The following is a 26,267-nucleotide window of genomic DNA, read 5'->3' on the forward strand; positions in this document are numbered from 1 at the left end:
CTTTATATTTTCTAGATTATAATAGTTTTAGTTAATGGCTGATATATTAATAATTGCTAGTGGCGGCGGTCATACTGGTTTTGCTAGAGCTGTAGCAGAAAATATTGAAAGAAAAGTAGACTTTGTAATTCCTAAAGGAGACGAAATTTCTAAAAAAATGCTAAATCAGTATGCTTCAAAATTTTATGAAGTTGAGAAAGGACGAGGTCCATTTGATAATTCGTTTAGTTCATTACTTAAATTTCTAAGAGCAATGGTTGAAAGTTCCAAAATAAGAAAATATGATATTATATTAGCTACTGGTTCTAATCATTCTATTTTTCCATCATTTTTTCAATATATTAAGGGAGCTAAGGTTTTCGCTATCGAAAGTCAAGATAGAATTATCACTAAGGGTAAAGCTATAAATATAATTTCAAAATATTCAAAGGCTGTCTTTCTCCATTGGAAAGAACAAAAGAGTTTATACAAAAAAGGAATAGTAGTAGGTCCTATAGTTGAAAATCCACATTATAATCCCTCAGACAACGGATACATTCTGGTTACAGCTGGAACTGAAGGGTTCCCAAGATTATTTGAAAAGATCTCCACTATTAACCTAAAAAATGTAATAATACAAACCGGTAAGATAGATCCAAATTTATATTCGAACAAGGTTCTAAAAGCGTTTAATTTTGATCCTGATTTAGAGAAATATATTGCGAATTCGTCTTTAATAATTACACATCAAGGTAAGACAGCTATGGAAGCTGTTGTAATGTACAAAAAACCAACTATTATCGTATACAATAAAACTCTAGTAAGAGCCGCTACTAGAGAAGATACTAGACTATACGCAAAAATTCTGGGAGCAATGTTTCTAGACGATCCATTAGACTGGAAATCAAACGATGAATTATTATATTATATAGAGAATCCAAGAAAGCCTAATTATTTCACGTCTGGAGCGCATGAGTTAGTAAAGGTAATGTTGAATGAATATAATTGACATCTTGGAAAATAATAAGGATATAATTATAAAAATGGGTTGGATAGTTAGTGAGCCTTACTCGTATAAATGGTGGGGTGGGCTTGATTCAGCCGATAAAATTGCAATATCCGCATTTCTTGTTCAATTAACTAAATGGGAAACTGTCAAGAAAGTAATTGATGATTTAAGTAATAGAAATTTAGATAAAATAGATAATATTGCAAATATTTCAATTGAGGAATTAGATAATATAATTAAACCAGTAAATTTTCATAAAACTAAGGCTATACGACTTAAAAAATTTGCTAATAAAGCAATAGAAATGGGTGGATTAAGTAATTTACTAAGAATCGAGAATAGAGAATTGCTAATATCATTAGATGGTATAGGAGACGAAACAGCAGATTCTCTTCTACTCTTCGCTGGGAACAATGCAGTTTTGCCTTCTACTGAATACTTAAAAAGAGTTTTAGAAAGAATTTATGGTAAAAAATTCACAAAAAAAGGAGCAAAAGAATTTGCTGAGAAATTAATTGAAAAAGATCTATATAAGTATAAACTTTTTCATGCAGGAATAGTAAGTGTAGGCAAGGCTTATTGCAGGTTAACTAAGCCTAAATGTGAAGAATGCATTTTTAAAGGAGTGTGCAAATATATTTAATTATGAAACTTTATGAATTTGAAGGTAAATATCTTTTTTCGGAGGTAGGTATAAAAATACCTAGAGGAGTATTAACTTCTGAACATATAGATTGGAAAGGCAAAGCTGTAGTGAAGTCACAGATTTTAGAAGGAGCTAGAGGAAAAAGAGGTTTAGTAAAAATTACAGACGACGTAAATTCAGCAATAGATGAGCTAAAAAAACTAGGAATTGAGAAATTTCTAGTAGAAGAATATATACCGCATACTAAGGAGTTATATGTTTCAGCAATACTTGATCGAGATTCTGGAAATCCTATGATAGTTGCTTCTCCTAGTGGTGGGATAGATATAGAAAGTTCTAAAGATATTATTAAGAGGGATATCCCAATAGAACGTGGAATAAGACCTTTCGATGTTCTACCATTAGAGAAATATCTTGGCGTAAATGGATTATATGGCGTAATAAATGGATTATATAAAATAGTAGTAGAATACGACGCAGAATTAGCAGAAATTAATCCATTAGCAATAACTAATGAAGGACCTGTAGCATTAGACTCAAAAGTTATACTAGACGATAACTCATTATTTAAACATGAAGATTTACTTAAAAAGCTTGGAAGGAGTTATACTCCAGACTCTTATGTAGAGCTTGATGGCGATATAGGAATAATAGGAAACGGGGCTGGACTCACCATGGCTACAATGGATCTAGTAAAAATTTTTGGCGGAGATCCAGCAGATTTTATGGATGTAGGTGGAGGAGCTAATTCAGAGAGAGTTAAATATTGTGTAGAAAAAGTAGGAGGTAATGAAAAAGTAAAGAAAATTATTATAAATATTTATGGTGGAATAACTAGGTGTGATGACGTAGCGCGGGGCATAGTAGAGGCATATAAAAAAGTAAAGAAACCAATATATGTAAGATTAGTAGGAACCAATGAAAATGAAGGATGGAATATTCTAAAGGAAAATGGAATCAATGTTTATACTAATGCATTAGACGCAGTGAGGGATGCCCTACGTTAATAGATAAGAATACTAAGGTTCTTGTTCAAGGAATAACTGGAAAGGAAGGCTCGTTCCACACTTCGCAAATGTTAAAGTATGGCACTAAGATAGTTGCTGGCGTTACCCCTGGTAAAGGCGGAACATACGTCAATAATATTCCGGTTTATGATACTGTAGAAGATGCTGTAAAAGAGCACGATATTGATGCTAGTATAATTTTTGTGCCTGCTAGATTTGCAGTAGATGCTATATATGAGGCAGTTGACAATGGCATAAAGTTAATAGTAGTAATTACTGAGCACATACCAATTATAGATGTTTCTAGAGCTATAAAGTACGCTAGGGCTCATGGGAGCAGAGTAATAGGGCCAAACTGCCCTGGAATAATAGTACCAGAAGAAAGTTTAGTAGGTATAATGCCTTATAGAGCTTTTAGAAAAGGTAAAATAGGAATAGTATCCAGATCAGGAACGTTGACTTATGAGGTAGCTGATATTTTAAGAGATTACGGGCAGTCTACTGTAATAGGGATAGGTGGAGATCCTATAATAGGTACTCCTATGCAAGAGGCAATTAAATTATTTGATGAAGATCCAAATACTGAGAAAATTGTAATGATAGGTGAAATAGGAGGAACAATGGAAGAGGAAGTCGCTAATATGAAGAAAAAAGGTATGATAAAAAAGGATATAATAGCCTATATAGCAGGAAGCACTGCGCCCAAAGAAAAAAGAATGGGACATGCTGGTGCGGTAGTATATATGGGTTTAGGTACATATGAGAGTAAAATCTCAGCATTTAAGGACGCTGGAATAAAAATAGCTATTACGCCATATGACATTAAAAATCTTGTTTCTTAAAAATATTTTTATTCTGAATTTCTTGGTTTTATTGTTATTGTTCCAGAATCCTCGTCAACTTCTAGCATATATTTAGTTCCAAATTTTTCTACCATAGACTTTGGTATGTATAGATTCAATGGTAATGTATAGTATTCGTATTCGTATACTTTACCTCTAACTGATTTTTTTCCTACTAGTCTTTTGGCTTCTACTTCTCTCTCTTTCATAAGATAAGCTACTCACTTACTCTTTTTAAAACTTTTCCATTGATGTGCTTTAAAAACTTTCAAACAAATTAATTTTACTTAGATATATTTAAATTTCTTAGTTAGAGAACAGATATAATAGATTATAATAATTTCGAATATTTTTAATGTTAATTCCATTAATTTAGTCTTCTGAATAAAGAGCCAAAAATTAGTAATAGCGTTTTAGTAAACATTTATATCTAAGCGTTTTAGTAGGTTTATGTGAATCCTGTACATATATTAGCAAAAAAAGGGGAAATAGCTGAAAAAATACTATTTGTAGGTGACCCCGGACGTGCAACATTGTTAGCTAATATTTTACAAGATCCTAAATTAGTAAATCAAAACAGAGGTTTTCTTGTATATACTGGATCTTATAAAGGTAACATAGTAAGTATAGCAACACATGGCATAGGAGGCCCTTCTGCAGCGATAGTTTTGGAGGAACTTATGATGCTAGGAGGTAAGATTTTTATAAGATACGGTACGACTGGTGCATTAGTTCCAGAAATAAACTTAGGAGAATATATAATTCCTACTGGAGCGTCATATAATCAAGGTGGATTATTTTACCAATATCTTAAAGATCAGGCATGTATAGGCGCTACTCCAGATTTTGAACTCATGTCGAACATAGTAAAGACGTTTTCTATGAGTAATTTAAAGTATCATCTAGGTAATGTCTTTAGCAGTGATGCCTTTTATGCCGAAGATGAAGAATTTGTAAAAAGATGGTCGTCAAGAGGAAATATTGCTGTAGAGATGGAATGCGCAACATTGTTTACCTTAGGTAAAATTAAAAGTGCCAAAATTGCTGCAGTTTTAGTAGTCAGCGATAACTTGGCTAAAGGTGGACAATGGATCTCTAAAGAAGAATTAGAAAAAAGTGTAATGGATGGAGCAAAAGCTATTTTAGACGCATTAGTTAGTTATTCTAATTAAGGATTGAAAAATAACCTTTGATTAAACTATCGATTTAATTATTTTTAAGTTCCTTACTTTGCAAAAATAATTTTAAGTAGAATCGTAATGTAATTAAAAATGAAATTAATTAGAGATCCTATTCATGGCTATATTAGAATATCTGATAAATTATTGCAGATTATATCGTCTCCTCTATTTCAGCGTTTAAGATACATTAAACAAACAGGATTAGCATACTTAGTATATCCAGGGATGAATCATACTAGATTTGAACATAGTATAGGTGTTATGCATCTAGCTAAAGAGTTTACAAGATTTATAAACGAAAATTCCAACATAGACTTTGTCAATGATGATTTTATAGAATTGATAGGATTGGCTGGATTACTTCATGATATTGGTCATATGCCATTTTCACATACTTTTGAGAATGCATTAATCTTGGCTAAAGATGTTTATGGAATGAATGTATATGAAGAAGGTAAGAAAACTCATGTAAAGATAGGCGAAAAAATTATTGGAGAATATCTAAACGATTTGATTGATAACAATTTCTCAGAATCTGTTAGTGATCCAGTAAAATTTTTGCAAAAAGTTATGAACGAAACTCCTGAGACGAAAGAAGAGAAATTTGCTACGTTAATAATTTCAAACTTTGTTGATGCAGATAGGGGAGATTATCTATTACGTGACTCTTATTATGCTGGCGTAAGTTACGGTGAATTCGATGTAGAAAGACTAAAAAGATTCTTAGTATTTATAGATGGTAAAATAGCCATTTTGAGTAAAGCTGTTCCGATAGTAGAGCAATTCCTATTGTCTAGAATGTATATGTATGAAAACGTTTATTTTCATAGTGTAGTAGGATTATATAATGCCATAATATCTCATGCTATTGTAAAAATTTTGGAAAAAGGCATAAGTATTCCAGACAGTGAAGAGGACTTTAAGAAATTTACAGACTATTTCATAATTTCCAATTTATATGATATTAATAATAAATTTAGAGATGCTATTTTATTTAGAAAAGGTTTTATGAGAGTTAAGAAAGATATTATAGGCCAATGTTTTGATGAGTTCAGTAATTTAAAACAAGAACTATATAAAGACATGAGAGAATCTAATGGACTTTTTATTTATCACGAGTTTAATGATGTTCCATATTATGAAGAGAAAGATGACGCAGTTTTTGTATTTGATGGAAACGAAGTAAATAAATTAACTTCGATATCTTTAATTGCCAGATCTTTAAAGGAGATAAAAAAGGCAATAATAGGTTTCCATTACTCTGAAAAAAATAAGGCAGAAAAATATATTAAAAAACTTCAATCATGTAATACTATTGGCCCATGACCTACTTTTGATACTATGATTTTTTCAACATTTATACTCTTAAGGAAATCTAGAACTACGTCAGCGTATTGTTGTAAAGTAATAATATGTGCATTTTGTCCTGCATCAAATGTATATGCGGCTTTCCCATAATCCTGTATCCATCTCATTATTTCCAGATCTTTGTCATTAAGATAAAAAAAAGAAGGCCAGGAATCCAGAATTACTGCATGCATACTATTGCTGTGCCTCATAGTTAGTTCAAAGAATTTTTTCTCGTTTTTCTCTTTTATACTATTAATAACCTCTGGAATTGTTCTTTCTATAAATTCTAGTCTACACTTCATTAGGGTAGAAGAATTTACGCTTGTTTGCATTCCTAACCTAGAGGAAATTTTCTTTTTTTGAGTGCTAATTATTGCTATTATGTCCACTAAATCTTCCCAATAATTTTCAGGGAAAATCTGATAACAGAAAGAATCTTCACCAGAATCTTTAACTCCTTTTTCCCAAAATGCAAATCCACCAACTGTACTTCTACATGCACTTCCTGAACCAATTCTAGCTATTATGGATAGATCCTTTTGAGTCAGATTTAAATTAAGGGCACTATTTGCGGCATATACTAAGGCTGCTATGCCAGCTGCAGAAGACGCTAGACCGGAAGATTCCGGAAAATTCGTTGTTGAATTAACAAGCGCATAAATTTTTTTTCCATATATGTTTCTAAATATGTTAAGAACTTTTGTTGCATAATCTTGTTTTTCCTTTATTCCTAATTCTTTTCCATTTATTATTATTTTATCCTCATTAAAATTACTATCAAAGACTACCTTTGTTTTTGCATATATTCCATCCAATGATATTGAAATTGAGGAATTTAAAGGTAAATTAAGCTCAGAATTTCTTTTACCCCAGTATTTTACTATGGCTATATTTGATGGCGCTATTGCTTCTCCTTCAAGAATCAATTTTTAGACCCTCGTCTTCTGCTATTTCTATTATTTTTATACCTTTGATTTCCCATGCCTTTTTAACATTATCTAAATTATCGCCAATAGCAAATATTATATCACCCCCTCCAGCTCCTGGCATTATAGACGTCCATGCTCCTTCTCTTTTTGCTATACTAATCAATTCCTTATCCTGTCTGGATTGTAATTTTATTCCAATAATATCTTCTGCTATAAAATTTAAAAAGTTCCATGCCAAATCAACATGGACACATGCCTCATCTATTTTGCCAAGTTTTAACAACTTTATAGCAGTTTCATTTTCAATGTTTAGCTCATCTATAACTTCTTTGAATCTGGGATCTTTTTCCTTCTTAACGAACTCTTTAACTAAATCAACAGTATTAGAACTTCTTCCGGTAAAACCTAGAATCATCATATATTTCCCTATTTTTAATTTCTCATAATAAAAATCCATTTTATTTATATCAGTAAATCTTTTATATATTATACTTCCGTACATTGCTGAAGCTATATCAAATCCACTACCGATTCCTTTTTGTCTTATAAAATTAGCTTTTTGTGCTAACTTGTGTATTTCGTCTAAATCTAACTTATTTGTAATTTTATGATATATACATGCAGTCAATGCTACAGTAGCAGCTGATGAACTTCCTAATCCAGTCTTTTTATTATTAATCTCAAAATCCTTATCATTTATAAGTTTCACATGAACTTTTGGGAAAAAGCCAAACTTTTCTACAATGACTTTTTTTACGCTAGATATAAGTTCGTTTCCATTTTCATAGTAATTTCCATACGATGTTTCAAAAAACGTTCTTTCAGAATCAATAACCTCGCATCTAACTCTTTTATTTATAGATATTACATGAGAAATTCCTCCAAAAACTACTGCATAGCTTCCAATCCAAAGAACCTTCCCTGGAGCACTTATCATCTAGGTGATCTTATTATACTCAAGTTAATATTTATCGATAATGAGATTCCTTAATAAAAAGAAAAGACTAGTATTGGAGTTAATAGCTCAAGGAGGTCCTGCAGGTTTAACATTACAAGAAATTAAAAACTCATTTTCTTACATTATTTCCGATTCTTCTCTAAGTAATATCTTGGAAAATCTATATTTTTCTGAGTATATAAATATTTTGAGAGATGGTACAGAAATTAGATATATAGCTAGTAATGAAGTTAGAAATTCATTGATAGCCCTGGAAATGCAGAAATATAAGATAACAAAATTTTTGGAAAATGTAAAAAAAAGGTCTGAAGAATTAAGTAAGCAAGATAGGAAAGTACAATTGGAAGAACTAACTAAATTAACACAAGAAGGTTTAAATTTAATTTCTATAGGTCTTTTTACTTTAATTAAAGACAAGCCAGAAGTTACTATACCAGATTATTTGGAGTTAATTGAAATCTTAAATAAGGAATTTTTCTCTAAGACTTTGTCTCTATTAAATAATAATATGTCTCAGGAAGAACTTGAAAAATTTTTATTGTTAGTATCTAAGTTTAAAGGAGAAAAAGAGGCTGAAATTATAAAGATGACATTAAACAATGTTAAAAAATAAATTTATATAGACACGTGCAAATATTAAACATATGAAATCGAAGAGAGACCAGATCGACATTATAGTTGATATGTTAGAGGTAATTGACGAAGGAATGGGCAGTAAGTCAGGAATAATGAAAAATGCTAATTTGAGTAATACTATTACGGAAAAGTATATAAATATATTAAAAAATAAAGGATTAATAGATTACGTAGACGGCAGATATGTTGTTACAGAAAAAGGAAAGAATATATTACAAAGACTTAGGAAACTTAGGGAGCTAGAAGTAGAAATAGCAGAGCTTTTTAATTCAGTATCTAAAGAATTATCTTAATGGGTCAAATTGGTATAGTGCAAACATTTGATGCATTATTTCTGATCGAATTTGTAACAATTTATTATCTACTTAATAGGAAAGTTTCTAATTTGAAGATAAATAAGGACACTATAAAGCAATTACTTTTATTAAATACATTCAAGTCTATTGTTGATTTCATAGCCTCAGATGAGATAGTTGAACAAGGAATTATAGGATCTACATTAGATATTAAGGATAAACAATTTATGAGATTCATGGAAGATAAAATAAAGAAAATTAGTGCTGATGTAAGAATTTTAAGCAATTCTATATATTTATTAGAGAACTTTGAAGAGAAATCCAATAAAATGATAAGCTACTGTAATGATATTAAGTACATGGTACTTTCATCAATGCTAATGTTAGCCATTACACTAATTCCATTTGGTGATAATTTTATTATTTTAACTCTAGGCTTCGTAATAGGTTTAGAAATAATAGGAATGTATTATAGCATATTGGCTTTGATATTGTATCGTGAGATTAAAAATGATTATACTAAGATTATAAGTAAAAATACGAATAAATAATAAATCATCCTTATTTATTAACTTTAATAACAAAAATCAGAATGAGTAAGAAAATTTTTTGCTCAATTAGTCATTATCTAGAAAAGATATCTAGTAGGGTCTTCTAATTTAGCTTCTTTAAATGCCATTTTCCTTAACTCGCATTGCCTACATTTTCCGCAATGATATTTTCCGCCAAGAAGACATGAATACGTATTAACAGGATCTAAACCTTTTGATACGCCTATTTTAAGAACCATCGCTTTACTTAGATTTAGGAACGGCATTATGACATGTATACCCAGCGTTTCTCCTAGATTTTTAAATTCTTTAAGAATTTCTGGCTTGTTAGTTTCATATATACACTCATCGCTTACGGTAGAAAATATTACCTCGTCGTAACCTTTTTCTTTAGCAAATGTTAATGCTATGCTAAGGAGTATAATGTTCCTATGACTAATAGGTTCATGTGGTCTTAACCAGTTATCCGAATAGAAAGCTTTACCAAGCTCTCGTATATTCACATATATTAACTTTTTATTTAGATTTTCACAATTTAGTTTGGCATATTTATATTGCATTGATGCAGATTTTTGGCCATAATTTACATAAAGACAGTCGTAGTCTTTATCCTTATAGTAATATGCCGCGCTAGACGAGTCTAGGCCACCAGATATTAGCAATAGGCTTTTCACGCTTATTTAAATACTCATTATAAAAAATAAATTTATGGCAAGTATTGAGAATGAAGCCAAGAAAATTGCATCTACGTACGCAAGATGGCTTAGAGATCCAGAAGATGCTCTATTTGGATCAACTGGGAAAGGAGTAGTCTTGTTAATTTACTCGAAGTTAAAAGAAGCTAAATCAAAATCTCAGATAATTCAAATTCTCGATTTATCTCAATATAATATGAAAACCTCTACATTTAATGATATGACAAGGTTCTTGAATGATCTTAAAAATAAAATATCAACAATGAATGATGAGGACGCCATAAGATTTACATTAGAAGTTTTTAGGTATTTTCAAATAGCTCTAGCTACTAAACTGGAAGATATGAGAAAAGGAGTCTGGGCATAGATTAAATCGATTTTTGCTAAAATAAGCAAAGATTTATATATTTGTTTTTTCCATATATTATGCTAGATAAGCATGGAAGTAGAAAAATTAAAAGCAAGACTTCCTTCAGGGAAAGAAGTAGGATTAATAGAAGCTCTAAGCTTCTGTTATGACGTGTCCGATACCGATTTTGTAGTTTTAAAGACTTTGATAAATTCTGGGGAGAAAACAGAGGACGAACTAGCTAGTGTATTAAAGCTAAGCAAAGCCTCCATTAATAGATCTGTAAATAAATTAATATCAATAGGATTTGTTGAGAGAGTTAAGGACCAAAATTCTAAAGGAGGTAGGCCAAGATATATATACAAGCCATTAGATGTTAATTCACTTACAGAAAAGATATCTAAAGATTTCGAGTATTGTGCTAAACTATTTGGAGAGATTACGCCTAAAGAGCTTACTTCTTCTCACACTTAGCTATAAATCTCTCTGGTTCTCTAGAAAAAGCTATTTGACATATTTCTGTATCAAAATAGTACATAATTTCATTGTATACAGTTTTATAAGGTGTACATTCAGCTTCAAAAAGCTTGTTGCAAACTGGACATACGACTTTCATAATGTATTCTACTTAAAGTAAAGTTTTTTAATTTTTTGACTTTCATTAGAATATGGAAGAACTTAATCTAGTTGGAAGAGAATGTCCAGAGCCTTTTTTGAAAGTTGCAGCAAAACTAATGCAGATGAAGGAAGGTACATTAAGAATAATCTTTAGTGATCCAAAATGCGATGAAATGATACTACAAGCTGTTGAATTAATGGATTGTAAAATACTTGAACATAGTAAAAACGGAGAAACTTTTGTATTAACATTAGAGAAAAAAATGGGAGAAAATAAAATGAAAAAAGTAAATTTAAGTGGCTGCTGAACTTATCTTTCTTCCGCATTCTACTAAGTCTTTCTTAATTTTATCCCATAAATTGTTTGGAATAGCATATTCAAATTTTGGTCGGCCTATTCTTTTTTCTTCTGGCTTTATTCTTATTACTAATCCTACATCTATTAATTTTTTTAAGCTATTTTCTACTGTTGTTTTGCTAAATTTCATAATGTCTGCTAATTCTACAGATGTAACAGGTCTATTTAATTCCATAAGTTTAAAAAGGCAATCAACATCTGTATCACCTAGCTTATAGCAACATTTTATGCTATGCTTTTTTTCTTTATCGTTTATCATTGACTCCATATTTAATTATATAGAAATCATATTTAAAAACTTTATTAGTTTTTTTATTTTTTATTAATAAGAGGTTCTCGGGAAAATTTTATTTGATATTATTTAATCAATGTGAAAATCATGATACATAATCGACAATATCTCTTTTTACTGACTTAATTTAAGGTAGATCTATTTATTTTTCATATTGTTTTCTAGATAACATAAGAATATTTAAGATATATATTCTATTAATTCAAAAATATAATATATGAGTTTAGCGATTATATGGGACGAAAGATTTACTAATATCTCTTTTTCTCATCCTATGATAAGAGATATATCTAAGGAGCGAATTAAGAGATTTTGGGAGCTTCTAAAAGACGAGCCTGGAATAGTATTCGTAAAGCCAGATTTAGCTACTAGAAAAGATCTTGAGTTAGTTCATACGACAGATTATATAAATAAACTGGAGAAAGCTAGTGAAGATCCATATATAGGGTTTTTAGATTCTGGGGATACGACACATTACCCTGGAATGTTTAACGATATCTTATTGATAGTAGGATCTAGTATAACAGCAATAAAATACTCCAATTTTTTTGATAAAATATATATACCACTTGGAGGGTTTCATCATGCTTTACCTAATCAAGCTATGGGCTTCTGTCCAGTAAACGACATTGGAATAGCTACAAAAATACTTTTAGAAAAAGGAGAAAGAATAGCCATAGTAGATGTAGACGCTCATCATGGAAACGGATTACAATATCTATTTTATAATAAATCTATATTAAAAATTAATATATTCGCGTATGACGGAAAATTTTTCCCTGGTACTGGACATTATAGCGAGAGAGGATTAGGAGAAGGCAAAGGTCTTAATTATAATATTGCTATGCCATTAGGTTCGGCAGACGACAGTTTTTACGAAGCATTAAGAATTTTAGATAAAGTTAGTGAATTTAACCCAACATATATTATAGTCTTAGCTGGAGTAGATGGACATAAAGAAGATAATTTGAAGTCATTAAATTTAACTACGAACTCGTTCAATCTTCTTGGATATAGAATAAATAGAATATCTAAAGAGCTTCATTCCAAAGTTATTTCATACGGAGGAGGAGGATACGGTAATTATTCTGCATTATGCATGCGAGAATTTGTGAGAGGATTAAAAGGTATTAGAGAAAAAATAGAGAAAGATACTGAAGATATAGAAAAAACAAAATATGTTAAAAGACTAGTTTCCTTACTCTCTGAAGGCTTTCCCAGTAGCTTTTAGTAATGATGTCATCATTCCAAGCGCATATGCAGAATCCTTATCTGAGGTTATTCTTAATAATCCCATAGTACCTACAGGTTTAACGTTAGGCAAATCGTTTGTCCATATTTTTAAGGCTTTGCTAAACTTCTCCATCATAGTGACCATTGTATCTACTAATTGAGGATCTGACATTACGTCTATTAATTTCATCATTCTATCCATTGTCCCATTTCTCTGAAGTTCAGCAAACTTCTCCATCATTGTTATCATCGAATCAAAATCTAACTGTGAAATAATTTTTACAGTTTTTTCATCGGTTAGTTTCTTTATCATAGGCATTGCAGATTCAGTAGCTGATAGTAATCCTTCTACATCAACTTGTTGAATTAATTTCACTGTTCTGTCACTTGTTAATTTCTTCATTATAGGAGTCATAGCTTCTAGTGCTGATAGTGTTGAATCTATGTCTATTTGCTGTATTATGTTAAGTGCTCTGTCACTTGTTAGTTTTTCTATTAATGGCCATAATGCTTGTATTTTTGGTAATTGATCCATGCCAAAAGAAATTAGAGCGTTAACTAAGTCTGCTTTTTGTGCAGTATCAATTAATGAAAGCCCTTGTTCCATAAGGTTTATTAAATTATCTAGTTGACCTTTTTTCTGCATCTCATTTAACATTGATGCTAATCTATTAAGAGACGGTGTCATTGTTTCGGCAGTAGCTAATAATGTGTCTATATCAAGGCTTTGAATTATCTTTAATGTTTTTTCGCTAGTTAATTTAGAAAGTAAAGGAGTTAACTTAGATGTATAATCAAGTAAAGCATCGTAGTCTATACTTTCGAGAATTTTTAGCGCTTTTTCGCTTGTCATTCTTTGCATTACTGGAGTTAATTTTTCTAGTGCTGATAGTGTTGAATCTATGTCTATTTGCTGTATTATGTTAAGTGCTCTGTCACTTGTTAGTTTTTCTATTAATGGCCATAATGCTTGTATTTTTGGTAATTGATCCATGCCAAAAGAAATTATAGTATTCATTAAATCGGCTTTTTGTATAGCGTCTGCTATTGATATAGCTTGATCTGTTAAATTTAACATAAAATCTAATTCTCCTTTTTTATCTAAATCCTCTAATTTATCAGTAAGTTTTTCAATAGTTGGTAATGCATCTACTAGCTTGTTTATCTTTTGTAAATTCTCTGGTTTTAAGAGAGTTTCTAAAGGATCTTCATTTTCTGCCATATTATTTCCCTTATACTCTTTTAATTTTTTAGATTAAATAACCTTTATGAACGTTAAAAGGTTTTGAGTTAACGTTTTAAATTTTTATAATGAGGGATCACTGTGATATTAGTAATCTCTCCTTCAGCATTTAATAAGATAGATGAAATAATCAAAAAATTCAATAGTGATAAAATTATAATAACAACTTATGGGGTAAGTTATGCATTATCTAATAATATTAATATAGATAAAATATTAGATTTAGGAATAAAAGTCATGGCATATTCTCATAAACCTTATCAAGTTTCTAACCTTTCAATTACTGAGTCTGAGGCTATCCTAGTAGCTAGAGATTTAAAAGCTACACTCATAGCAAGTGACACGAAAATAAAAGAGGAAGCTGAAAAATTAGGCATTAGCGTTATCCTTATTTGAAGACTTGGCTAACATTTTTAATAATATATTTGGAGGAAAACTACCTGGCAACTCTATCTTATCGTTTAGAACTATTTTAGGTACACTTAGTACTCTATATTTTTCTCCAAGTTCAGCGTAAGTTGTAATATCTATGATTTCAAGACTTATCTTTTCATTTATGATTGGTAATTGATATAATAGTTCTGCAGCTATTGGACATTTTGTACAGTCTGGAGTTACAAATAACTTTATATTTCCAGAAATTGTTACCGCTATATCTCTTTCTGAAGGCTCTAACTGAACTTTATTATTAGATATTCGTACAAGAGCGTTTAGAAATGGCCATAATTCATTTATTTCAGGAATACCATAGTAAGAGAAGAAAATTCTGTCATTTTTTCTAACTATTATTAAAGGTTTTTTGCATTCTATTTTCCTTAATTCTATATTACCGTCAAGAAAATATGATATAAAATCATCTGCATCACAATACTCTAAAGTTATTTCATGAATTGCAGTAAGATATTGCCTAATAATTTGCTCATAACTCATAAGAAATACCTCAAGCTCTCTATTCCTTCCATAGATTTGATTAGCTTTCTTTCAAGATCTTCTCTATTATTAAATTTTTTTATTATATCCAATTCTGAGCCATTAATTGTATACTCAACAGGAGATCCAAGACCTTGAACTAATCTAGAAGCTCTAGCATATTTTATTCCCATGTTCACTAAATCATCAAGGCTTTCGTTTCCAGTAGGTAAAGGAACTGGAAAGATTATGGAAAGGTTATCAATATAAAATTCATAATCTCCCATATTAATCCTAAGTCTATCTTCTTCTTTTTTAATGCTAAATCCTTTTTTATTTATATAATCTTCAAGACTCATTTTTCATACCCTTAAATCTATCTACATCTAAATTATAGAAACTTCTCGCACAATTAATAATTGCTTCAGAAAGTGATGGGTGAATAAAAGACGAAAAAATTAAATCTTTTATATTCATTTTTTCTCTTATTGCTAAGGATAATATATTTATTAATTCCTCTGCTATATTCGATACTATTTCGCCATATACTATTTTTCCAGAATTATCTATACCTATTTTAGCATATCCTTCTCTAAATCCACTTATTGTAGCTCTGGTAGTAGCTGTTATGGGGAACTTATTTATTTTTGATACATCGCTGATATTTCCTACAATACCAATTTGAGGATCAGTGTAAATTACTTGTGGGATTGAATTGTAATCTATAGTTTCCTTTATCCCCAATATGTCTAAAGCTGCAATCATTCCTTCAGACATTGCAGCATGTGCAACTTTTTTTTCTTTATCAATAACGTCTCCTATAGCATGTACTCTTGGATTATCAGTCTCCATGTTATTATTAACCTCTATACCATTTGAAAAAGATTTGACCCCAAGTAACTCTAAACCATAAGGAAAATTAGGTTTTCTTCCAGTAGCATAAACAATTATTTCTCCTTTAAATTCTCCTTTATTAGTAATCACTTTTTCATCTTTTATATGTTTTATCTCAGTATTCTCATAAATCTGAATATTATCCCAATCAAAACTGTCTAGTAAAATATTTCTAGCATCTTCAGTTATTTCCTTAAGTATCTTACCTCTAGTTATTAGCGTTACATTACTACCAAGTCTAGCAAATATTTGGGCTATCTCTGTTCCTGCATATCCTCCACCTATTACTACCATACTTGAAGGTATCTCATGAAGATTTACAGCTTCGTCCTCACTTATTGCGTAATCTATTCCATCTATTTGCGGGGGTACAGAAGAAGATCCAGTAGCAATAATTAGCTTTTCAAATCCTATTTTTTCACCATTTACTTCTATTTCTTTATCTCCATTGATTTTTCCTTCTCCTATAAAAGTATCTCCTCCAGCGTCTTCTATTAATTTCCTTCCTGCATCTGAAAGATAATTTATTATTTCGTCTCTCTTTTTAAAGAAATTATCCTTAGATATCGAAATATTTAGTCCTTTATAATTTCCTAACTCTTCTAATCTAGAAAAAAGAAAAGAAATATCTGATAAAAAAATGCTAGGGACACATCCAGAGTTAACGCATACTCCTCCGAATGCTTTTTTCTCTATTACAGCTACTTTTAGATTATTACGAGCTAATATACTACCTGCAACATATCCAGCCGATCCTCCGCCAAGCACTACAACATCATAATGCATGCCAATCAGAAGAATAATGTTCTATCAGCATCTAAAGTTAAGTCTATTAGTGTTGATCCTCCTACTAGTTCTATTCCGTCTACTACATCTGTTTCATTCATATGGCACATATCTTTAAGACTTTGCACGCAGACATACATTTTAACTCCGTTGTCTTTTGCCATATCGAAGAAGTGTATGAATGGATTTCCTCCTTTCTTTCTTTCATCTTCTTGCCATTTTTTGGAAAGTAATAATGGTCCCTTTATCATGAAGAATACTGAAGTTTCATATTCCATAGAAGCGGAAATAGAAGCCATAAATAATGGAGCATAAGTTCTATCTAGATCCTCCGGTCCATGTGTTACTACTATTAATATTTTCTTTTTTTGCTCACTTTCTTGAGATTCAGCTGTAGTTTGGGACATTTCTCATCAACATTATATTTATTTAGCTTACTTATATTTTTTATCAAAAATATTTACCTAAGATCTTGATCTTTTTTTAACTTTTTTTAAATAATTAAGGAATAGCATAAAGCTTAAATATTTTTAAGAGAAAGTAGATTTTGGTGAAAAAGTGTCCAGTAACAAGAAACTATCCATAATCGTATTTTCTGGAACTATAGATAAACTAATGCCAGTTGGAATACTAGCTAGTGGAGCTGCTGCTTCTGGATATGAAGTTAATCTATTCTTCACGTTTTGGGGATTAAATTCAATAACTAAGAAATCACTTGAACAAATGCAACCTATTGATAAGAATTATGAACAATTCGGTTCTGTTATGATGCAAAGAATGCAAGAAATGAAATTTCCAAGTTGGGTTCAACTAATACAACAAGCAAAAGAAGTAGGCGAAGTTAAAGTTATAGCGTGTTCTACTACGATGGAATTCTTCGGAATTAAAAAAGAAGATCTGGCTGACTTTGTAGATGATGTAGCAGGCGTGGCGACATTTTTAGATAGAGCAGAAGGAGGAATTACATTATTTATCTGAGGTGAAGAAGATGAGTCAAGAAACTAAAATTGCAAAAACATTAGATCTAAAGGGAATGTATTGTCCTGGTCCAGTTATGGAAACAGCTAAAGGTATAAAGCAAATAAATGTAGGGGAAGTTCTAGAAGTTTTAGCTACAGATCCTGCAGCAAAGCCAGATATAGAAGCATGGGCAAGAAGGACTGGTCAACAAATACTAGATATACAACAGCAAGGCGGAATAACAAGAATACTCATTAAGAGAGTTAAATAATTAACTCATGCTAACTTATTTTATTTAAGATATTTTTTAATAAAATTTATAAGTTCCTTCTTCTAACATAAATCTGGTAATAGAAATGTCTCAGAGTAAAGTATTGCAACTTCCTGATGATCCAAGATTTCTTGATATGGCCTACGCTGAGCAAGGAGCTTTACCAGAAGAAATAAGAAATTTAGATTCTTTAAAGCCAGAGGATAAAGAAATAGCAGAAAAGTTCTGGAAAGCAGTTAAGTCGGATTTCAGATTTAATGAAGATTTAAGAGGTTGTCTTAACTGCGGTGTTTGTACTTCTGGTTGCCCCGCAGCAAAGTTCTATGATTTTGGACCAAGAGAAATGATTCAGTATATGATGAGGGATGAAGCAGACAAAATATGGGAATTCACAAATAAGAAAGTTTGGGCATGTGTGCAGTGCTATACTTGTTCTATGAGATGTCCATTCAATAATGAAATTGCTGGGTTAATAATGTTATTGAGAGAATACGCTGTGCAGTTCGCTCTTCCATCTGCTAAGGAAATATTAGCACCTTATAGAAGAGTGCTTTATACTGTAATGACACTTGGCAATCAAGTAACGCCAGATATGATACAACCAGAAGCATTTCCAGATTGGGGTCCTCAAGCAGTAGAAGAATCTAAAAATATGGACGTGTATAGGAAAGCTATCCCAGTAGATTTAATGCAGAGAACTGATGTAGGTTGGCATCCTTCTCTACAGACCTCTGTAGAAATGATGACAATAATGATAGAATCTGGAGTTATGGATTCTATAAAAGGAGTAGATCCAGATCTTTATGACATGATAATGGATATCTATGAAGATAGAAAAGCCCAACTAGAAGAAATCAAGGAAAAATGGCAGAAAGGAGAACTTAAAGAAGACGAATTACCAGATAGTTGGTTAGACTTATAAATTAACTTTTTTTTGAGAATTCAAAAATTTTTGTAATTTTTTAAATAATTAAATAGCTTCTTTAATAAGTAAAGTTTTTATGCCAAAAAAACCTACATATATATAGGGTTATACACATGAGTGAACAAGTAGATAAAAAGATTCAGGAAGGGATAAAAGACGCCTTCCCGATGGCAGATACTACTGACTGGAACGAAGTTTATCAAAGGATTATTTATAGGTATAGTACACCTCACGGGTTACAACATGTTAAGGAAGAATTATACAAATTAGAGGATGAAGGAGAAATAATAGTTCACCATATAAAGCCTTATAACGACCCAGTTAAGATGCAATCGCTAAATGGCACTCCAAAGGTCATACCTACAAATAAATTATGGCATCATAAGAGTTGTGGACAATGTGGCCATATACCTGGTTATCCTACATCCGTATTTTGGATGATGAATAAGATGGAAGTAGATTATCTAGACGAGCCACACCAAACTTCGTGTACTGGATGGAATTATCATGCTTCTGGTGCCTCAAATCCTGTAGCGTTAGCAGGAGTTTATGTAAGAAATATGTGGAGAGCATATGAAACTGGATATTATCCTTTAATTCATTGCGGGACCTCTTTTGGACATTATAAAGAAGTAAGAAATATGATAGTTTTACATAAAGAGGTAAGGGATAAATTAAGGCCAATTATGAGAAAATTGGATATGGATATAGTAGTTCCTGAAGAAGTAGTACATTACTCTGAATGGTTATTCACTATGAGCAAGAAAGCCGCACAACAAAAGAAATATGATCTAAGCGGTATAAAAGCGGCAGTTCATACACCTTGCCATGTTTACAAATTAGTCCCAGAGGATACTATATACGATCCAGAAGTATTTCAAGGAAGAAGACCTGCAGCACCTAGTGGAACAGTTCAGAATTTCGGCGCTAAACTAGTTGATTACTCAACATGGTGGGATTGCTGTGGATTCGGATTTAGACATATATTAACTGAAAGAGAGTTTTCAAGAAGTTTTGCATTATTCAAGAAAGTAATTCCTGCAGTAGAAGAAGCTCATGCAGATGTATTCGTAACTTCTGATACAGGCTGTGTTACTACATTAGATAAGAGTCAATGGGCAGGAAAAGCACATGGATTTAATTATAATTTACCAGTCTTAGCTGACGCTCAATTTGCAGCAATAGCGATGGGAGCAGATCCTTATACAATAGCACAAGTTCACTGGCACGCTACAGATGTAGAAAGCTTTATGAGAAAAATAGGAGTTCCAGTAGATGATTATAAGGAGAAATTTATACAATACTTATCAGATTTAAGAGAAGGGAAAGCAGAGCCACAGTATCTATATACTCCTCACAGGAAGATTGACTTCTACATAGCAGTTCCAGAAAGAGTAAAGTGGTATAAAGGACAACAAATACAAAAGTAAAACATAGTTAAAGTAAATCTTTTTAATTAAATTTATTAAAAATAAATAGGTAGGTGAATTTGATTGGTAAATGAAAAAGTTCTCGTGATTGGATCTGGTCCAGCAGGTCTTTCAGCTACAAAGGAATTAACAAATATGGGAGTTGACGTAGTATTAGTAGAGAAAGAATCGTATCTTGGAGGAACACCTAAAAAATTAAAATATAGTCTCCTATTTCCAGAACTTAGACCAGCCTCAGAAGTTTTAGATCCTATGATAAAGACTGTTCAAGAAAGCAAAATAAAGACTTACATGGAAAGCATAGTTGATGGAGTAAAGCAGGAAGACAAAGGCTTTACAGTTTCAATAAAAGATAAAACAGGAAAGATAACATCAGAAAAAGTTAACGCTATAATAGCCGCATCTGGTTTTGAACATTTTGATTCTAGAAGAAAATATGAATATGGTTATGGTATAGTTCCTAATATATATCAAATTTCAGATATAGAAAGGATGCTTTCAGAAAACAAACTTGTAACTACAAAAGGAACTCCACCTAAAAGAGTAGCTATATTACTCTGTGTAGGTTCAAGGGATGCAACAGTAGGGAATACATACTGTTCTAGAGTATGTTGTGCAGTATCAGTAAAGCAAGCTATGGAAATAAAGGAAAGAATACCAGATGCAGTAGTTCATATTTACTACATGGATATAAGGACATATGGTTTAATGGAAGATAAGCTATATTGGAAATCACAGTTAGAGTACAGAGTAGGTTACATAAGGGGTAGAATTTCAGAGTTTATGAGAGGACCAAACGATACTGTAATAATAAAGGGAGAAGATACTATGAATTTGAATAGAGCCCTAGTAGTTCCATACGATATGGTTATCTTAGCTAACGGAATGGAATTAGGTTTAGGATCAAAACAAGTAGCTAAAGCTTTAGGCCTAGAATTCGAGGAACATGGATTTATAAAACCATTAGACCCAGACAGATTACCAGTACAATCCACTAAGAAAGGAATATTCTTAGCTGGAGCATTAACTGGTCCTAAAACAATTTCTGATTCTATAACAGAAGGTTCTGCAGCAGCTATGAAAGCATATGAATACGTAACAAAGGGTATCTGGGAAGACTCAGATTTCGCCAAGAGAAAAATTGAGGTGGCACAACATTAGCCTTAGTTTTTTGAATATTGACTATGTTAGGGAAATTTATAATGCTATGTTAGAGGTAGATGTAAATAACACTGTTTCTGGAGACGCAAAAAAGTCTCTAGAAACAATCCTTCAGGCTATGAAAATTAAATCGGAAGAATTGAGAAAATTAGATATAAAAACAGAGTCAGACGTTAGAAAGGTATTTGATTCAGTTTTTTATGCTAAAAAACATTATACTGACGTTATATCAAAAACTCCTTTGCCACAAATTAGTCAAGCATTTAACGAACTTAAAGATGATAACAAGAGCTATAATGAGAGGGTTTCGTCTTTCCTTTCCAAAGTTAATGGAGGAGAAAGAGAAGACATAGAAGACATGGCTAAAGAAATAATACATTTCTTAGAACCAGAGAAGTATCCATTATGGACTAGATGGATATGGAATAAGAAAAGAAATTCTGGATCAATAAATTATGTATTAAAAGACGAAGTAAAAATAAATGGCGAGGAAGATTTTTGGACATCAATAGACGAATTAAAGAAAGTTTTAGATATATTTGGTCTTCACTCAGATAATTATTATGTTACATCTGTTTTTTTGGTTTATTCATACGTAAGATATTTAGATTACACTACACATCTCGCGGTAGATAAGAAAGCCGCGGGATTAATTCCAACTCATTTAACTACTACGGCCCTTGTTTTGGGCCTTAAACCATATCTTAAGGTGATCAAACTTGCCAATACCCGAACTTGAAAAACCCATAATTAAAGGTTTAATTGAAAAAAATAAGGTAGTAATAGATGGAGTAGAGCTTGACGGGACATGGAACGCATTCATGATAGAGAGAACACAGACAGGCTACGATCCTTCAGTATGGGACGAAATAGCGGATACTGTGGAAGGTAATACTATATCCTTATGCTGGCAGTGCGGTACATGTACTTCTGGATGTACCATGAGAGAATATGATCCTAACTATAGTCCTAGACGTTTTATTGATTTAGCAAGAAAAGGTGATAAGCAGAGTCTCATAGAACTACAAGATAGCTTATGGAGATGTGTATCGTGCCAAAAATGTACTCATAGATGTCCAAAGGGAGTTCTAGTAGAAGAAGTGGTTCATTCTATTCATAATTACATGTTAAAACATGGGTTAGTAAAAACAGATCCAGGAACAGTTTTTGACGAACTATTCCTTGACGCCGTTATGAAAAATGGAGGAAGAATATCCGAACTTATTCTTGGTGGAGCATCAGCCAAAGCAGGATTCGTGACATTAAGTATAAAGGATCTACTTACAATGACAGGTCCATTATTAAAATCTGGGTTAATTAAAGATTTAATGAAACCAAATAGAGTAAAGAATTGGGATAAGATAAAACCAGTATTAGAAGAAGCAATGAAAGAGGAGGTGAAACCAGAATGAGCACATATGGTAAAGTAGCGTTCTATCCAGGCTGCGCATTAGATGGACTAGGCAAAGGATACGAAGTATCATTAAAATTAGTAGCTCAAGATCTAGGGTTAGAATACGAAAAAATTGAAGATTATAACTGTTGTGGAGCGTTAGAAGTTAAGAACGTAAATACTATGGCTGGACTCTTACTTCCTGCTAGAAATCTATCATTAGCTAGAAATATGGGAGCTAATGCTATAATGTCAGCTTGTCCAGGATGTCATTACTCATTATCTAGAACTCAATACTTTATGACAAGATATCCTAAATTAGCAGCTAAAGTTAATGCATACTTAGAAAAAATGGGAGAAAAATCTTACGATAATCAATTATTAATGATTCATGCTGTAGAATTCTTCTACAACACAGTAGGCCCAGAAGGAATAAAATCTAGAGTTAAGAGACCACTAGAAGGACTTAAAGTAGCTCCATATTACGGTTGTCTATATACAAGGCCCAAAGCATATACTCTTACTGGCTACATGAAGCTAAAAGACGATCCAGAGAGACCAATATTTATGGATGAGCTATTGAAAGCTTTAGGTGCTGAAGTGGTTCCATTTGAAGCTAAAACCATGTGTTGTGGAGGCCCGCATGTATATTCTGACGCTCCAACGTCAATTCATTTAGAAGCCAGAATATTAAAGGAGGCTAAGAGAAATGGTGCAGAAGTATTAGTTACTGATTGCCCACTAGGACACGTAGCTATAGAGACTAATATGAATAAAATTGCAGAAAAATATGGTGAAGAATTAAGGATGCCGTTAGCATACTTTACACAGCTAATGGCATTTGCATTTGGTCACAGTCCTGATGAAGCACTACTAACTGCTAACCTAACTAATCCAATGTCTGTACTCAAAAGATATTTATAAATAATATAACCTTTTTTTATTATGACTTCTCCATCAGACCATTTCGCTAATGAAAGAACGTTTTTAGCTTGGGTAAGAACTGGTATAGCATTAATAGGTTTTGGTTTTGTAATAGCAAAGTTTGCTTTGTTTTTAGAAATTCTTAAAGGTGAGAAATCTATTGGTGGATCAGTAGCATATGGTGAAGTAATGATAATTTTAGGGGGAGGCGTAATAGCTTATGGGATCTATAATTATTTGAGAAACGAGAAGGATCTATTTAAGAACACTTATACTCCTAAAACTACTGAAAACGCTATGTTTGCACTAGCAGTTCTGCTTATATCTATAGTTTTAGCGCTGTTAATCATTTAGTAAATATAAAGGAAACATATATCATAAAGAAGTATAATATCATTAGGAAAGTAGACTCTTTAGCTCCTAATTTTCCATCTAGTAACGTTACTAGTCCTATTATATTGGCTATAAAGGCAGCTATAATTTCTGGTAATGTAGTATTAAGATTAAAACTGGAAAAAAGGCCAATTAAACCAAGGAGAACAGTTGCGTTCTCTATTTTACTTCCTATAAAACTTACAATGGCTAGAGATCCTCCTTCAGAATTAGCGAAAGTTAAGCGTAAAGCAGAAATTTTCTCTTCTAATTCACTCGCTATTGGAGTTATTACTAGAGCTAACCAAGCTGGAGAGATTCCAAAATCTTTTGCAGTTACATAAAGGTAATTTACAAAAAAACCAGAAAGCGTTACTATTATTATGGCTCCTATACTTAAATACGTTAATGCTTTTTTCATATTTATTTTATCAATTTCTCTATTTTCTCTCTTATTTAATCTATAGAAGATATAGTATATATAAATGAAAAATAACGGTATAGCAGTTATTATATTCAATTTCCCATAAACTATTATCAATGCCATACTTATTGTTGTTAAAATTAGAAATCTATTTTCAACTTTATAATCTCCTTTCATTCTAAGTTTAGATTTCCATTTAAAGAAGTAGGCTAGACCTATTAATCCTATTCCAAATGTAAATAATACGACGTTACCTCCTATTGCTGATCCTAGAGCTACTGAATATTTCTTATCTATTATTGCGACAATAACAAATATGGTTTCAGGCAGTGACGTTAGAAACCCTAAAACTAAGCCCCCTGCTATTCCTTGGCTTAAACCTTTCTCTAATTCTTCAGTTCCTCTAGCTAAAGACTCCGAAGCAAAGCCTAACGCAATTATTATAGCTGTTAGTACGCTTAGTGTATAAAAATCCATTAATTTTATCTTTAAAGATATTCCCTTTATACTTGTCTATAATATGTTATAGTATAAATATAACTCAGTTACTGTAAGGAAAGTTATAAAAACGAAGGCAAAAAATACTTGAGCTAATGTATGTTGCTTTAATTTAATCCTTGATATTCCTACAATTAAAGGTAAAAATAGAAGAAAAACGTAAGTAAACCCGAATATATAAATTACTGCTGAAACTATACCAGCAATACTTGATTCATGCAAGCTTATCTTAAATTTAAGAGTAATTATTGCCAAAAGAAGTGTATTAAAAGCATAACATATTGATAAATAGGTCACAATGTTCCTAGTATTGTCAAGATAAAGTAAAAAAGGGACTATTAGATATAAAGGGTAAGTTAAAGCAAACATAAGTGGTCTTTCTTTTCTTTCAGTTACAAAAATGTTGCTAACTTTTCCTTTAATTTTAAGAAAATATACCATTATATATGGCATAATACCATAAAATATAAGAAACAATATTATTACTGAAAGACGTAATTGAAATGCCATTGCTATAGCAGAAAAACCTACTGCTGAAGTAATTGAAGGATGAAATATTCTTGATATAACGCAGTATATTTTACCCAAAATCTTTCGTCTCGCTGCTCTTTAAAGAACATAAAGTTTTAGCTAATTCTCTAGGATTATCTATATAACTAACTTTTACTACCTCTCTATGATCAAAGTAATCTGGAAAAGCCTTAATTAGTTTGTCGGTACTGAAGCCAGTGTTACTCAATACAAAAACAGGTTTTCCCATTCCATACCCCATTAATATCTCGATTTCAGTCCCAACTCCTCCACCTAAAGCTACTACTGCATCACTAGATCTTATTAGAGGAATTGACCTAGCCCTATATTCCATTCCAGTCTTTATTTTTATAACACTATCTGGCGGACTAACGTCTTCGTTTTCTATTGGCAATAGGAGTATTACTCTTAAACCTAAATTACACGCTTGATCGACAACCTCTTTCATTAGTCCCCAATATCCTCCTAATAGAAGAACTGGATTCTTACATTCATTACTAACTCCTTCTAGAAACTCTTTAACTTTAATTTTCATTTCCTCATTGTACTCCCCACTATGAGCAGCTATTGCTATCTGCATATATCGATTTAAATAATTATTAATAAAAAAGATCTTT

At 31.6% G+C, this 26,267-nt stretch carries 37 protein-coding genes; 23 read left to right on the forward strand and 14 right to left on the reverse strand.

Going from position 1 to position 26,267, the window contains the following annotated elements; translation table 11 throughout:
• Positions 1-34: 34 nt before the first annotated feature.
• The 4 genes from DFR85_RS27135 to sucD are packed head-to-tail and all read left to right on the forward strand — an operon-like array spanning position 35 to position 3,483.
• A complete protein-coding gene (locus DFR85_RS27135) occupies positions 35-988 on the forward strand; it encodes a UDP-N-acetylglucosamine--N-acetylmuramyl-(pentapeptide) pyrophosphoryl-undecaprenol N-acetylglucosamine transferase (protein ID WP_110270975.1) in 954 nt (317 codons plus the stop codon).
• Positions 975-1,631 carry an endonuclease III domain-containing protein gene (locus tag DFR85_RS27140; protein WP_246252873.1) on the forward strand — a complete coding sequence of 219 codons (657 nt, stop codon included), beginning with the start codon at positions 975-977 and terminating at the stop codon, positions 1,629-1,631. Before DFR85_RS27135 ends, DFR85_RS27140 begins: the two co-directional genes overlap by 14 nt.
• Positions 1,632-1,633: 2 nt before the next feature.
• A complete protein-coding gene (locus DFR85_RS27145; protein ID WP_110271878.1) occupies positions 1,634-2,641 on the forward strand; it encodes a succinate--CoA ligase subunit beta in 1,008 nt (335 codons plus the stop codon).
• A complete protein-coding gene (gene sucD, locus DFR85_RS27150) occupies positions 2,641-3,483 on the forward strand; it encodes a succinate--CoA ligase subunit alpha (RefSeq protein ID WP_110270976.1) in 843 nt (280 codons plus the stop codon). Before DFR85_RS27145 ends, sucD begins: the two co-directional genes overlap by 1 nt.
• 8 nt (positions 3,484-3,491) lie before the next feature.
• On the opposite strand, the gene DFR85_RS27155 is transcribed toward sucD, so the two are convergent.
• Positions 3,492-3,692, reverse strand: a complete 201-nt coding sequence (locus DFR85_RS27155) for a hypothetical protein (RefSeq protein WP_110270977.1) — start codon at positions 3,690-3,692, stop codon at positions 3,492-3,494.
• Between the two features lie 243 nt (positions 3,693-3,935).
• On the opposite strand from DFR85_RS27155, the gene DFR85_RS27160 reads away from it, so the two are divergent.
• Both DFR85_RS27160 and DFR85_RS27165 read left to right on the forward strand, forming a co-directional pair.
• Positions 3,936-4,655 (forward strand): purine-nucleoside phosphorylase, encoded by a 720-nt coding sequence (locus DFR85_RS27160; protein ID WP_110270978.1) that lies wholly within the window; start codon positions 3,936-3,938, stop codon positions 4,653-4,655.
• Positions 4,656-4,754: 99 nt separating this feature from the next.
• Positions 4,755-5,990: an HD domain-containing protein gene (locus tag DFR85_RS27165; protein ID WP_110270979.1), complete on the forward strand. Its 1,236-nt coding sequence runs from the start codon at positions 4,755-4,757 to the stop codon at positions 5,988-5,990.
• Here the strand turns inward: DFR85_RS27165 and mvaD are convergent.
• Both mvaD and DFR85_RS27175 read right to left on the reverse strand, forming a co-directional pair.
• The gene (gene mvaD / locus DFR85_RS27170; protein WP_110270980.1) at positions 5,963-6,940 is read right to left on the reverse strand and encodes a diphosphomevalonate decarboxylase; all 978 of its coding nucleotides are present in this window, start codon (positions 6,938-6,940) and stop codon (positions 5,963-5,965) included. The two genes, DFR85_RS27165 and mvaD, sit on opposite strands and share 28 nt — an antisense overlap.
• Complete coding sequence (locus tag DFR85_RS27175) at positions 6,930-7,880, reverse strand: GHMP family kinase ATP-binding protein (protein ID WP_110270981.1); 951 nt, start codon at positions 7,878-7,880, stop codon at positions 6,930-6,932. Before DFR85_RS27175 ends, mvaD begins: the two co-directional genes overlap by 11 nt.
• Positions 7,881-7,920: 40 nt before the next feature.
• Here DFR85_RS27175 and DFR85_RS27180 point away from each other — a divergent pair, with 40 nt between their 5' ends.
• Genes DFR85_RS27180 through DFR85_RS27190 form a run of 3 tightly spaced genes read left to right on the forward strand, consistent with a single transcriptional unit; the run spans position 7,921 to position 9,384 of the window.
• Positions 7,921-8,514, forward strand: coding sequence for a hypothetical protein (locus DFR85_RS27180; RefSeq protein WP_110270982.1), 594 nt, complete (start codon positions 7,921-7,923; stop codon positions 8,512-8,514).
• Positions 8,515-8,545: 31 nt separating this feature from the next.
• The gene (gene sso10a / locus DFR85_RS27185; protein ID WP_110270983.1) at positions 8,546-8,830 is read left to right on the forward strand and encodes an Sso10a family chromatin protein; all 285 of its coding nucleotides are present in this window, start codon (positions 8,546-8,548) and stop codon (positions 8,828-8,830) included.
• Positions 8,830-9,384 (forward strand): hypothetical protein, encoded by a 555-nt coding sequence (locus tag DFR85_RS27190; RefSeq protein ID WP_110270984.1) that lies wholly within the window; start codon positions 8,830-8,832, stop codon positions 9,382-9,384. Before sso10a ends, DFR85_RS27190 begins: the two co-directional genes overlap by 1 nt.
• Positions 9,385-9,461: 77 nt before the next feature.
• Here DFR85_RS27190 and DFR85_RS27195 read toward each other — a convergent pair whose 3' ends face one another.
• Entirely contained in the window at positions 9,462-10,058 is a 597-nt protein-coding gene (locus DFR85_RS27195) for a 7-cyano-7-deazaguanine synthase (RefSeq protein WP_168367208.1), read from the reverse strand.
• Between the two features lie 19 nt (positions 10,059-10,077).
• On the opposite strand from DFR85_RS27195, the gene DFR85_RS27200 reads away from it, so the two are divergent.
• Together DFR85_RS27200 and lrs14 (DFR85_RS27205) are read left to right on the forward strand one after the other, a co-directional pair.
• Positions 10,078-10,446: a hypothetical protein gene (locus tag DFR85_RS27200; protein WP_210433961.1), complete on the forward strand. Its 369-nt coding sequence runs from the start codon at positions 10,078-10,080 to the stop codon at positions 10,444-10,446.
• Positions 10,447-10,518: 72 nt separating this feature from the next.
• Positions 10,519-10,902, forward strand: a complete 384-nt coding sequence (gene lrs14 / locus DFR85_RS27205) for an Lrs14 family HTH-type transcriptional regulator (RefSeq protein WP_110270986.1) — start codon at positions 10,519-10,521, stop codon at positions 10,900-10,902.
• Here the strand turns inward: lrs14 (DFR85_RS27205) and DFR85_RS27210 are convergent.
• Entirely contained in the window at positions 10,883-11,044 is a 162-nt protein-coding gene (locus tag DFR85_RS27210; RefSeq protein ID WP_110270987.1) for a YHS domain-containing protein, read from the reverse strand. The genes lrs14 (DFR85_RS27205) and DFR85_RS27210 overlap by 20 nt on opposite strands.
• A 52-nt stretch (positions 11,045-11,096) precedes the next feature.
• On the opposite strand from DFR85_RS27210, the gene DFR85_RS27215 reads away from it, so the two are divergent.
• Positions 11,097-11,354, forward strand: coding sequence for a sulfurtransferase TusA family protein (locus tag DFR85_RS27215; protein ID WP_110270988.1), 258 nt, complete (start codon positions 11,097-11,099; stop codon positions 11,352-11,354).
• Here DFR85_RS27215 and lrs14 (DFR85_RS27220) read toward each other — a convergent pair.
• Positions 11,340-11,663, reverse strand: coding sequence for an Lrs14 family HTH-type transcriptional regulator (lrs14, locus tag DFR85_RS27220; protein ID WP_110271879.1), 324 nt, complete (start codon positions 11,661-11,663; stop codon positions 11,340-11,342). The two genes, DFR85_RS27215 and lrs14 (DFR85_RS27220), sit on opposite strands and share 15 nt — an antisense overlap.
• A gap of 250 nt (positions 11,664-11,913) precedes the next feature.
• Here lrs14 (DFR85_RS27220) and DFR85_RS27225 point away from each other — a divergent pair, with 250 nt between their 5' ends.
• Positions 11,914-12,927 (forward strand): histone deacetylase family protein, encoded by a 1,014-nt coding sequence (locus tag DFR85_RS27225; RefSeq protein WP_110270989.1) that lies wholly within the window; start codon positions 11,914-11,916, stop codon positions 12,925-12,927.
• Here the strand turns inward: DFR85_RS27225 and DFR85_RS27230 are convergent.
• Positions 12,895-14,151, reverse strand: a complete 1,257-nt coding sequence (locus tag DFR85_RS27230) for a DUF1641 domain-containing protein (RefSeq protein ID WP_110270990.1) — start codon at positions 14,149-14,151, stop codon at positions 12,895-12,897. The genes DFR85_RS27225 and DFR85_RS27230 overlap by 33 nt on opposite strands.
• 102 nt (positions 14,152-14,253) lie before the next feature.
• Here DFR85_RS27230 and DFR85_RS27235 point away from each other — a divergent pair, with 102 nt between their 5' ends.
• On the forward strand, positions 14,254-14,568 hold the full coding sequence (locus tag DFR85_RS27235) for a PIN domain-containing protein (RefSeq protein WP_110270991.1): 315 nt from the start codon (positions 14,254-14,256) through the stop codon (positions 14,566-14,568).
• On the opposite strand, the gene DFR85_RS27240 is transcribed toward DFR85_RS27235, so the two are convergent.
• The 4 genes from DFR85_RS27240 to DFR85_RS27255 are packed head-to-tail and all read right to left on the reverse strand — an operon-like array spanning position 14,542 to position 17,168.
• On the reverse strand, positions 14,542-15,102 hold the full coding sequence (locus DFR85_RS27240; RefSeq protein ID WP_110270992.1) for a thioredoxin family protein: 561 nt from the start codon (positions 15,100-15,102) through the stop codon (positions 14,542-14,544). The two genes, DFR85_RS27235 and DFR85_RS27240, sit on opposite strands and share 27 nt — an antisense overlap.
• Complete coding sequence (locus tag DFR85_RS27245) at positions 15,099-15,440, reverse strand: hypothetical protein (RefSeq protein WP_110270993.1); 342 nt, start codon at positions 15,438-15,440, stop codon at positions 15,099-15,101. The genes DFR85_RS27240 and DFR85_RS27245 overlap by 4 nt, the downstream gene beginning before the upstream one ends.
• Positions 15,430-16,761, reverse strand: coding sequence for a dihydrolipoyl dehydrogenase family protein (locus tag DFR85_RS27250; RefSeq protein WP_110270994.1), 1,332 nt, complete (start codon positions 16,759-16,761; stop codon positions 15,430-15,432). Before DFR85_RS27250 ends, DFR85_RS27245 begins: the two co-directional genes overlap by 11 nt.
• A gap of 5 nt (positions 16,762-16,766) precedes the next feature.
• Positions 16,767-17,168: a DsrE family protein gene (locus DFR85_RS27255; protein ID WP_110270995.1), complete on the reverse strand. Its 402-nt coding sequence runs from the start codon at positions 17,166-17,168 to the stop codon at positions 16,767-16,769.
• Between the two features lie 151 nt (positions 17,169-17,319).
• On the opposite strand from DFR85_RS27255, the gene DFR85_RS27260 reads away from it, so the two are divergent.
• The 9 genes from DFR85_RS27260 (at position 17,320) to DFR85_RS27300 (ending at position 24,179) form a co-directional block, all read left to right on the forward strand.
• The gene (locus DFR85_RS27260) at positions 17,320-17,739 is read left to right on the forward strand and encodes a DsrE/DsrF/DrsH-like family protein (RefSeq protein WP_110270996.1); all 420 of its coding nucleotides are present in this window, start codon (positions 17,320-17,322) and stop codon (positions 17,737-17,739) included.
• A gap of 10 nt (positions 17,740-17,749) precedes the next feature.
• Entirely contained in the window at positions 17,750-17,992 is a 243-nt protein-coding gene (locus DFR85_RS27265) for a sulfurtransferase TusA family protein (protein WP_110271880.1), read from the forward strand.
• An 85-nt stretch (positions 17,993-18,077) separates the two neighbouring features.
• Positions 18,078-18,914 carry a 4Fe-4S dicluster domain-containing protein gene (locus DFR85_RS27270; protein WP_110270997.1) on the forward strand — a complete coding sequence of 279 codons (837 nt, stop codon included), beginning with the start codon at positions 18,078-18,080 and terminating at the stop codon, positions 18,912-18,914.
• Between the two features lie 116 nt (positions 18,915-19,030).
• Positions 19,031-20,347: a CoB--CoM heterodisulfide reductase iron-sulfur subunit B family protein gene (locus DFR85_RS27275; RefSeq protein WP_110270998.1), complete on the forward strand. Its 1,317-nt coding sequence runs from the start codon at positions 19,031-19,033 to the stop codon at positions 20,345-20,347.
• A 63-nt stretch (positions 20,348-20,410) separates the two neighbouring features.
• Positions 20,411-21,508 (forward strand): CoB--CoM heterodisulfide reductase iron-sulfur subunit A family protein, encoded by a 1,098-nt coding sequence (locus DFR85_RS27280; protein WP_110270999.1) that lies wholly within the window; start codon positions 20,411-20,413, stop codon positions 21,506-21,508.
• A 46-nt stretch (positions 21,509-21,554) separates the two neighbouring features.
• On the forward strand, positions 21,555-22,247 hold the full coding sequence (locus DFR85_RS27285; protein WP_110271881.1) for a hypothetical protein: 693 nt from the start codon (positions 21,555-21,557) through the stop codon (positions 22,245-22,247).
• Positions 22,228-22,920, forward strand: coding sequence for a 4Fe-4S dicluster domain-containing protein (locus tag DFR85_RS27290; protein WP_110271000.1), 693 nt, complete (start codon positions 22,228-22,230; stop codon positions 22,918-22,920). The genes DFR85_RS27285 and DFR85_RS27290 overlap by 20 nt, the downstream gene beginning before the upstream one ends.
• The gene (locus DFR85_RS27295; RefSeq protein WP_110271001.1) at positions 22,917-23,825 is read left to right on the forward strand and encodes a CoB--CoM heterodisulfide reductase iron-sulfur subunit B family protein; all 909 of its coding nucleotides are present in this window, start codon (positions 22,917-22,919) and stop codon (positions 23,823-23,825) included. The genes DFR85_RS27290 and DFR85_RS27295 overlap by 4 nt, the downstream gene beginning before the upstream one ends.
• A gap of 21 nt (positions 23,826-23,846) precedes the next feature.
• Positions 23,847-24,179, forward strand: a complete 333-nt coding sequence (locus tag DFR85_RS27300) for a YidH family protein (protein WP_210433913.1) — start codon at positions 23,847-23,849, stop codon at positions 24,177-24,179.
• On the opposite strand, the gene DFR85_RS27305 is transcribed toward DFR85_RS27300, so the two are convergent.
• The 3 genes from DFR85_RS27305 to DFR85_RS27315 are packed head-to-tail and all read right to left on the reverse strand — an operon-like array spanning position 24,172 to position 26,230.
• Positions 24,172-25,098 (reverse strand): sodium:calcium antiporter, encoded by a 927-nt coding sequence (locus DFR85_RS27305; protein ID WP_110271003.1) that lies wholly within the window; start codon positions 25,096-25,098, stop codon positions 24,172-24,174. The two genes, DFR85_RS27300 and DFR85_RS27305, sit on opposite strands and share 8 nt — an antisense overlap.
• 36 nt (positions 25,099-25,134) lie before the next feature.
• Positions 25,135-25,707, reverse strand: a complete 573-nt coding sequence (locus DFR85_RS27310; protein WP_110271004.1) for a hypothetical protein — start codon at positions 25,705-25,707, stop codon at positions 25,135-25,137.
• Positions 25,700-26,230: an SLOG cluster 4 domain-containing protein gene (locus tag DFR85_RS27315; protein ID WP_110271005.1), complete on the reverse strand. Its 531-nt coding sequence runs from the start codon at positions 26,228-26,230 to the stop codon at positions 25,700-25,702. Before DFR85_RS27315 ends, DFR85_RS27310 begins: the two co-directional genes overlap by 8 nt.
• Positions 26,231-26,267: the final 37 nt, after the last annotated feature.

Source organism: Acidianus brierleyi (assembly GCF_003201835.2).
GTDB classification, from domain to species: Archaea; Thermoproteota; Thermoprotei_A; order Sulfolobales; family Sulfolobaceae; genus Aramenus; species Aramenus brierleyi.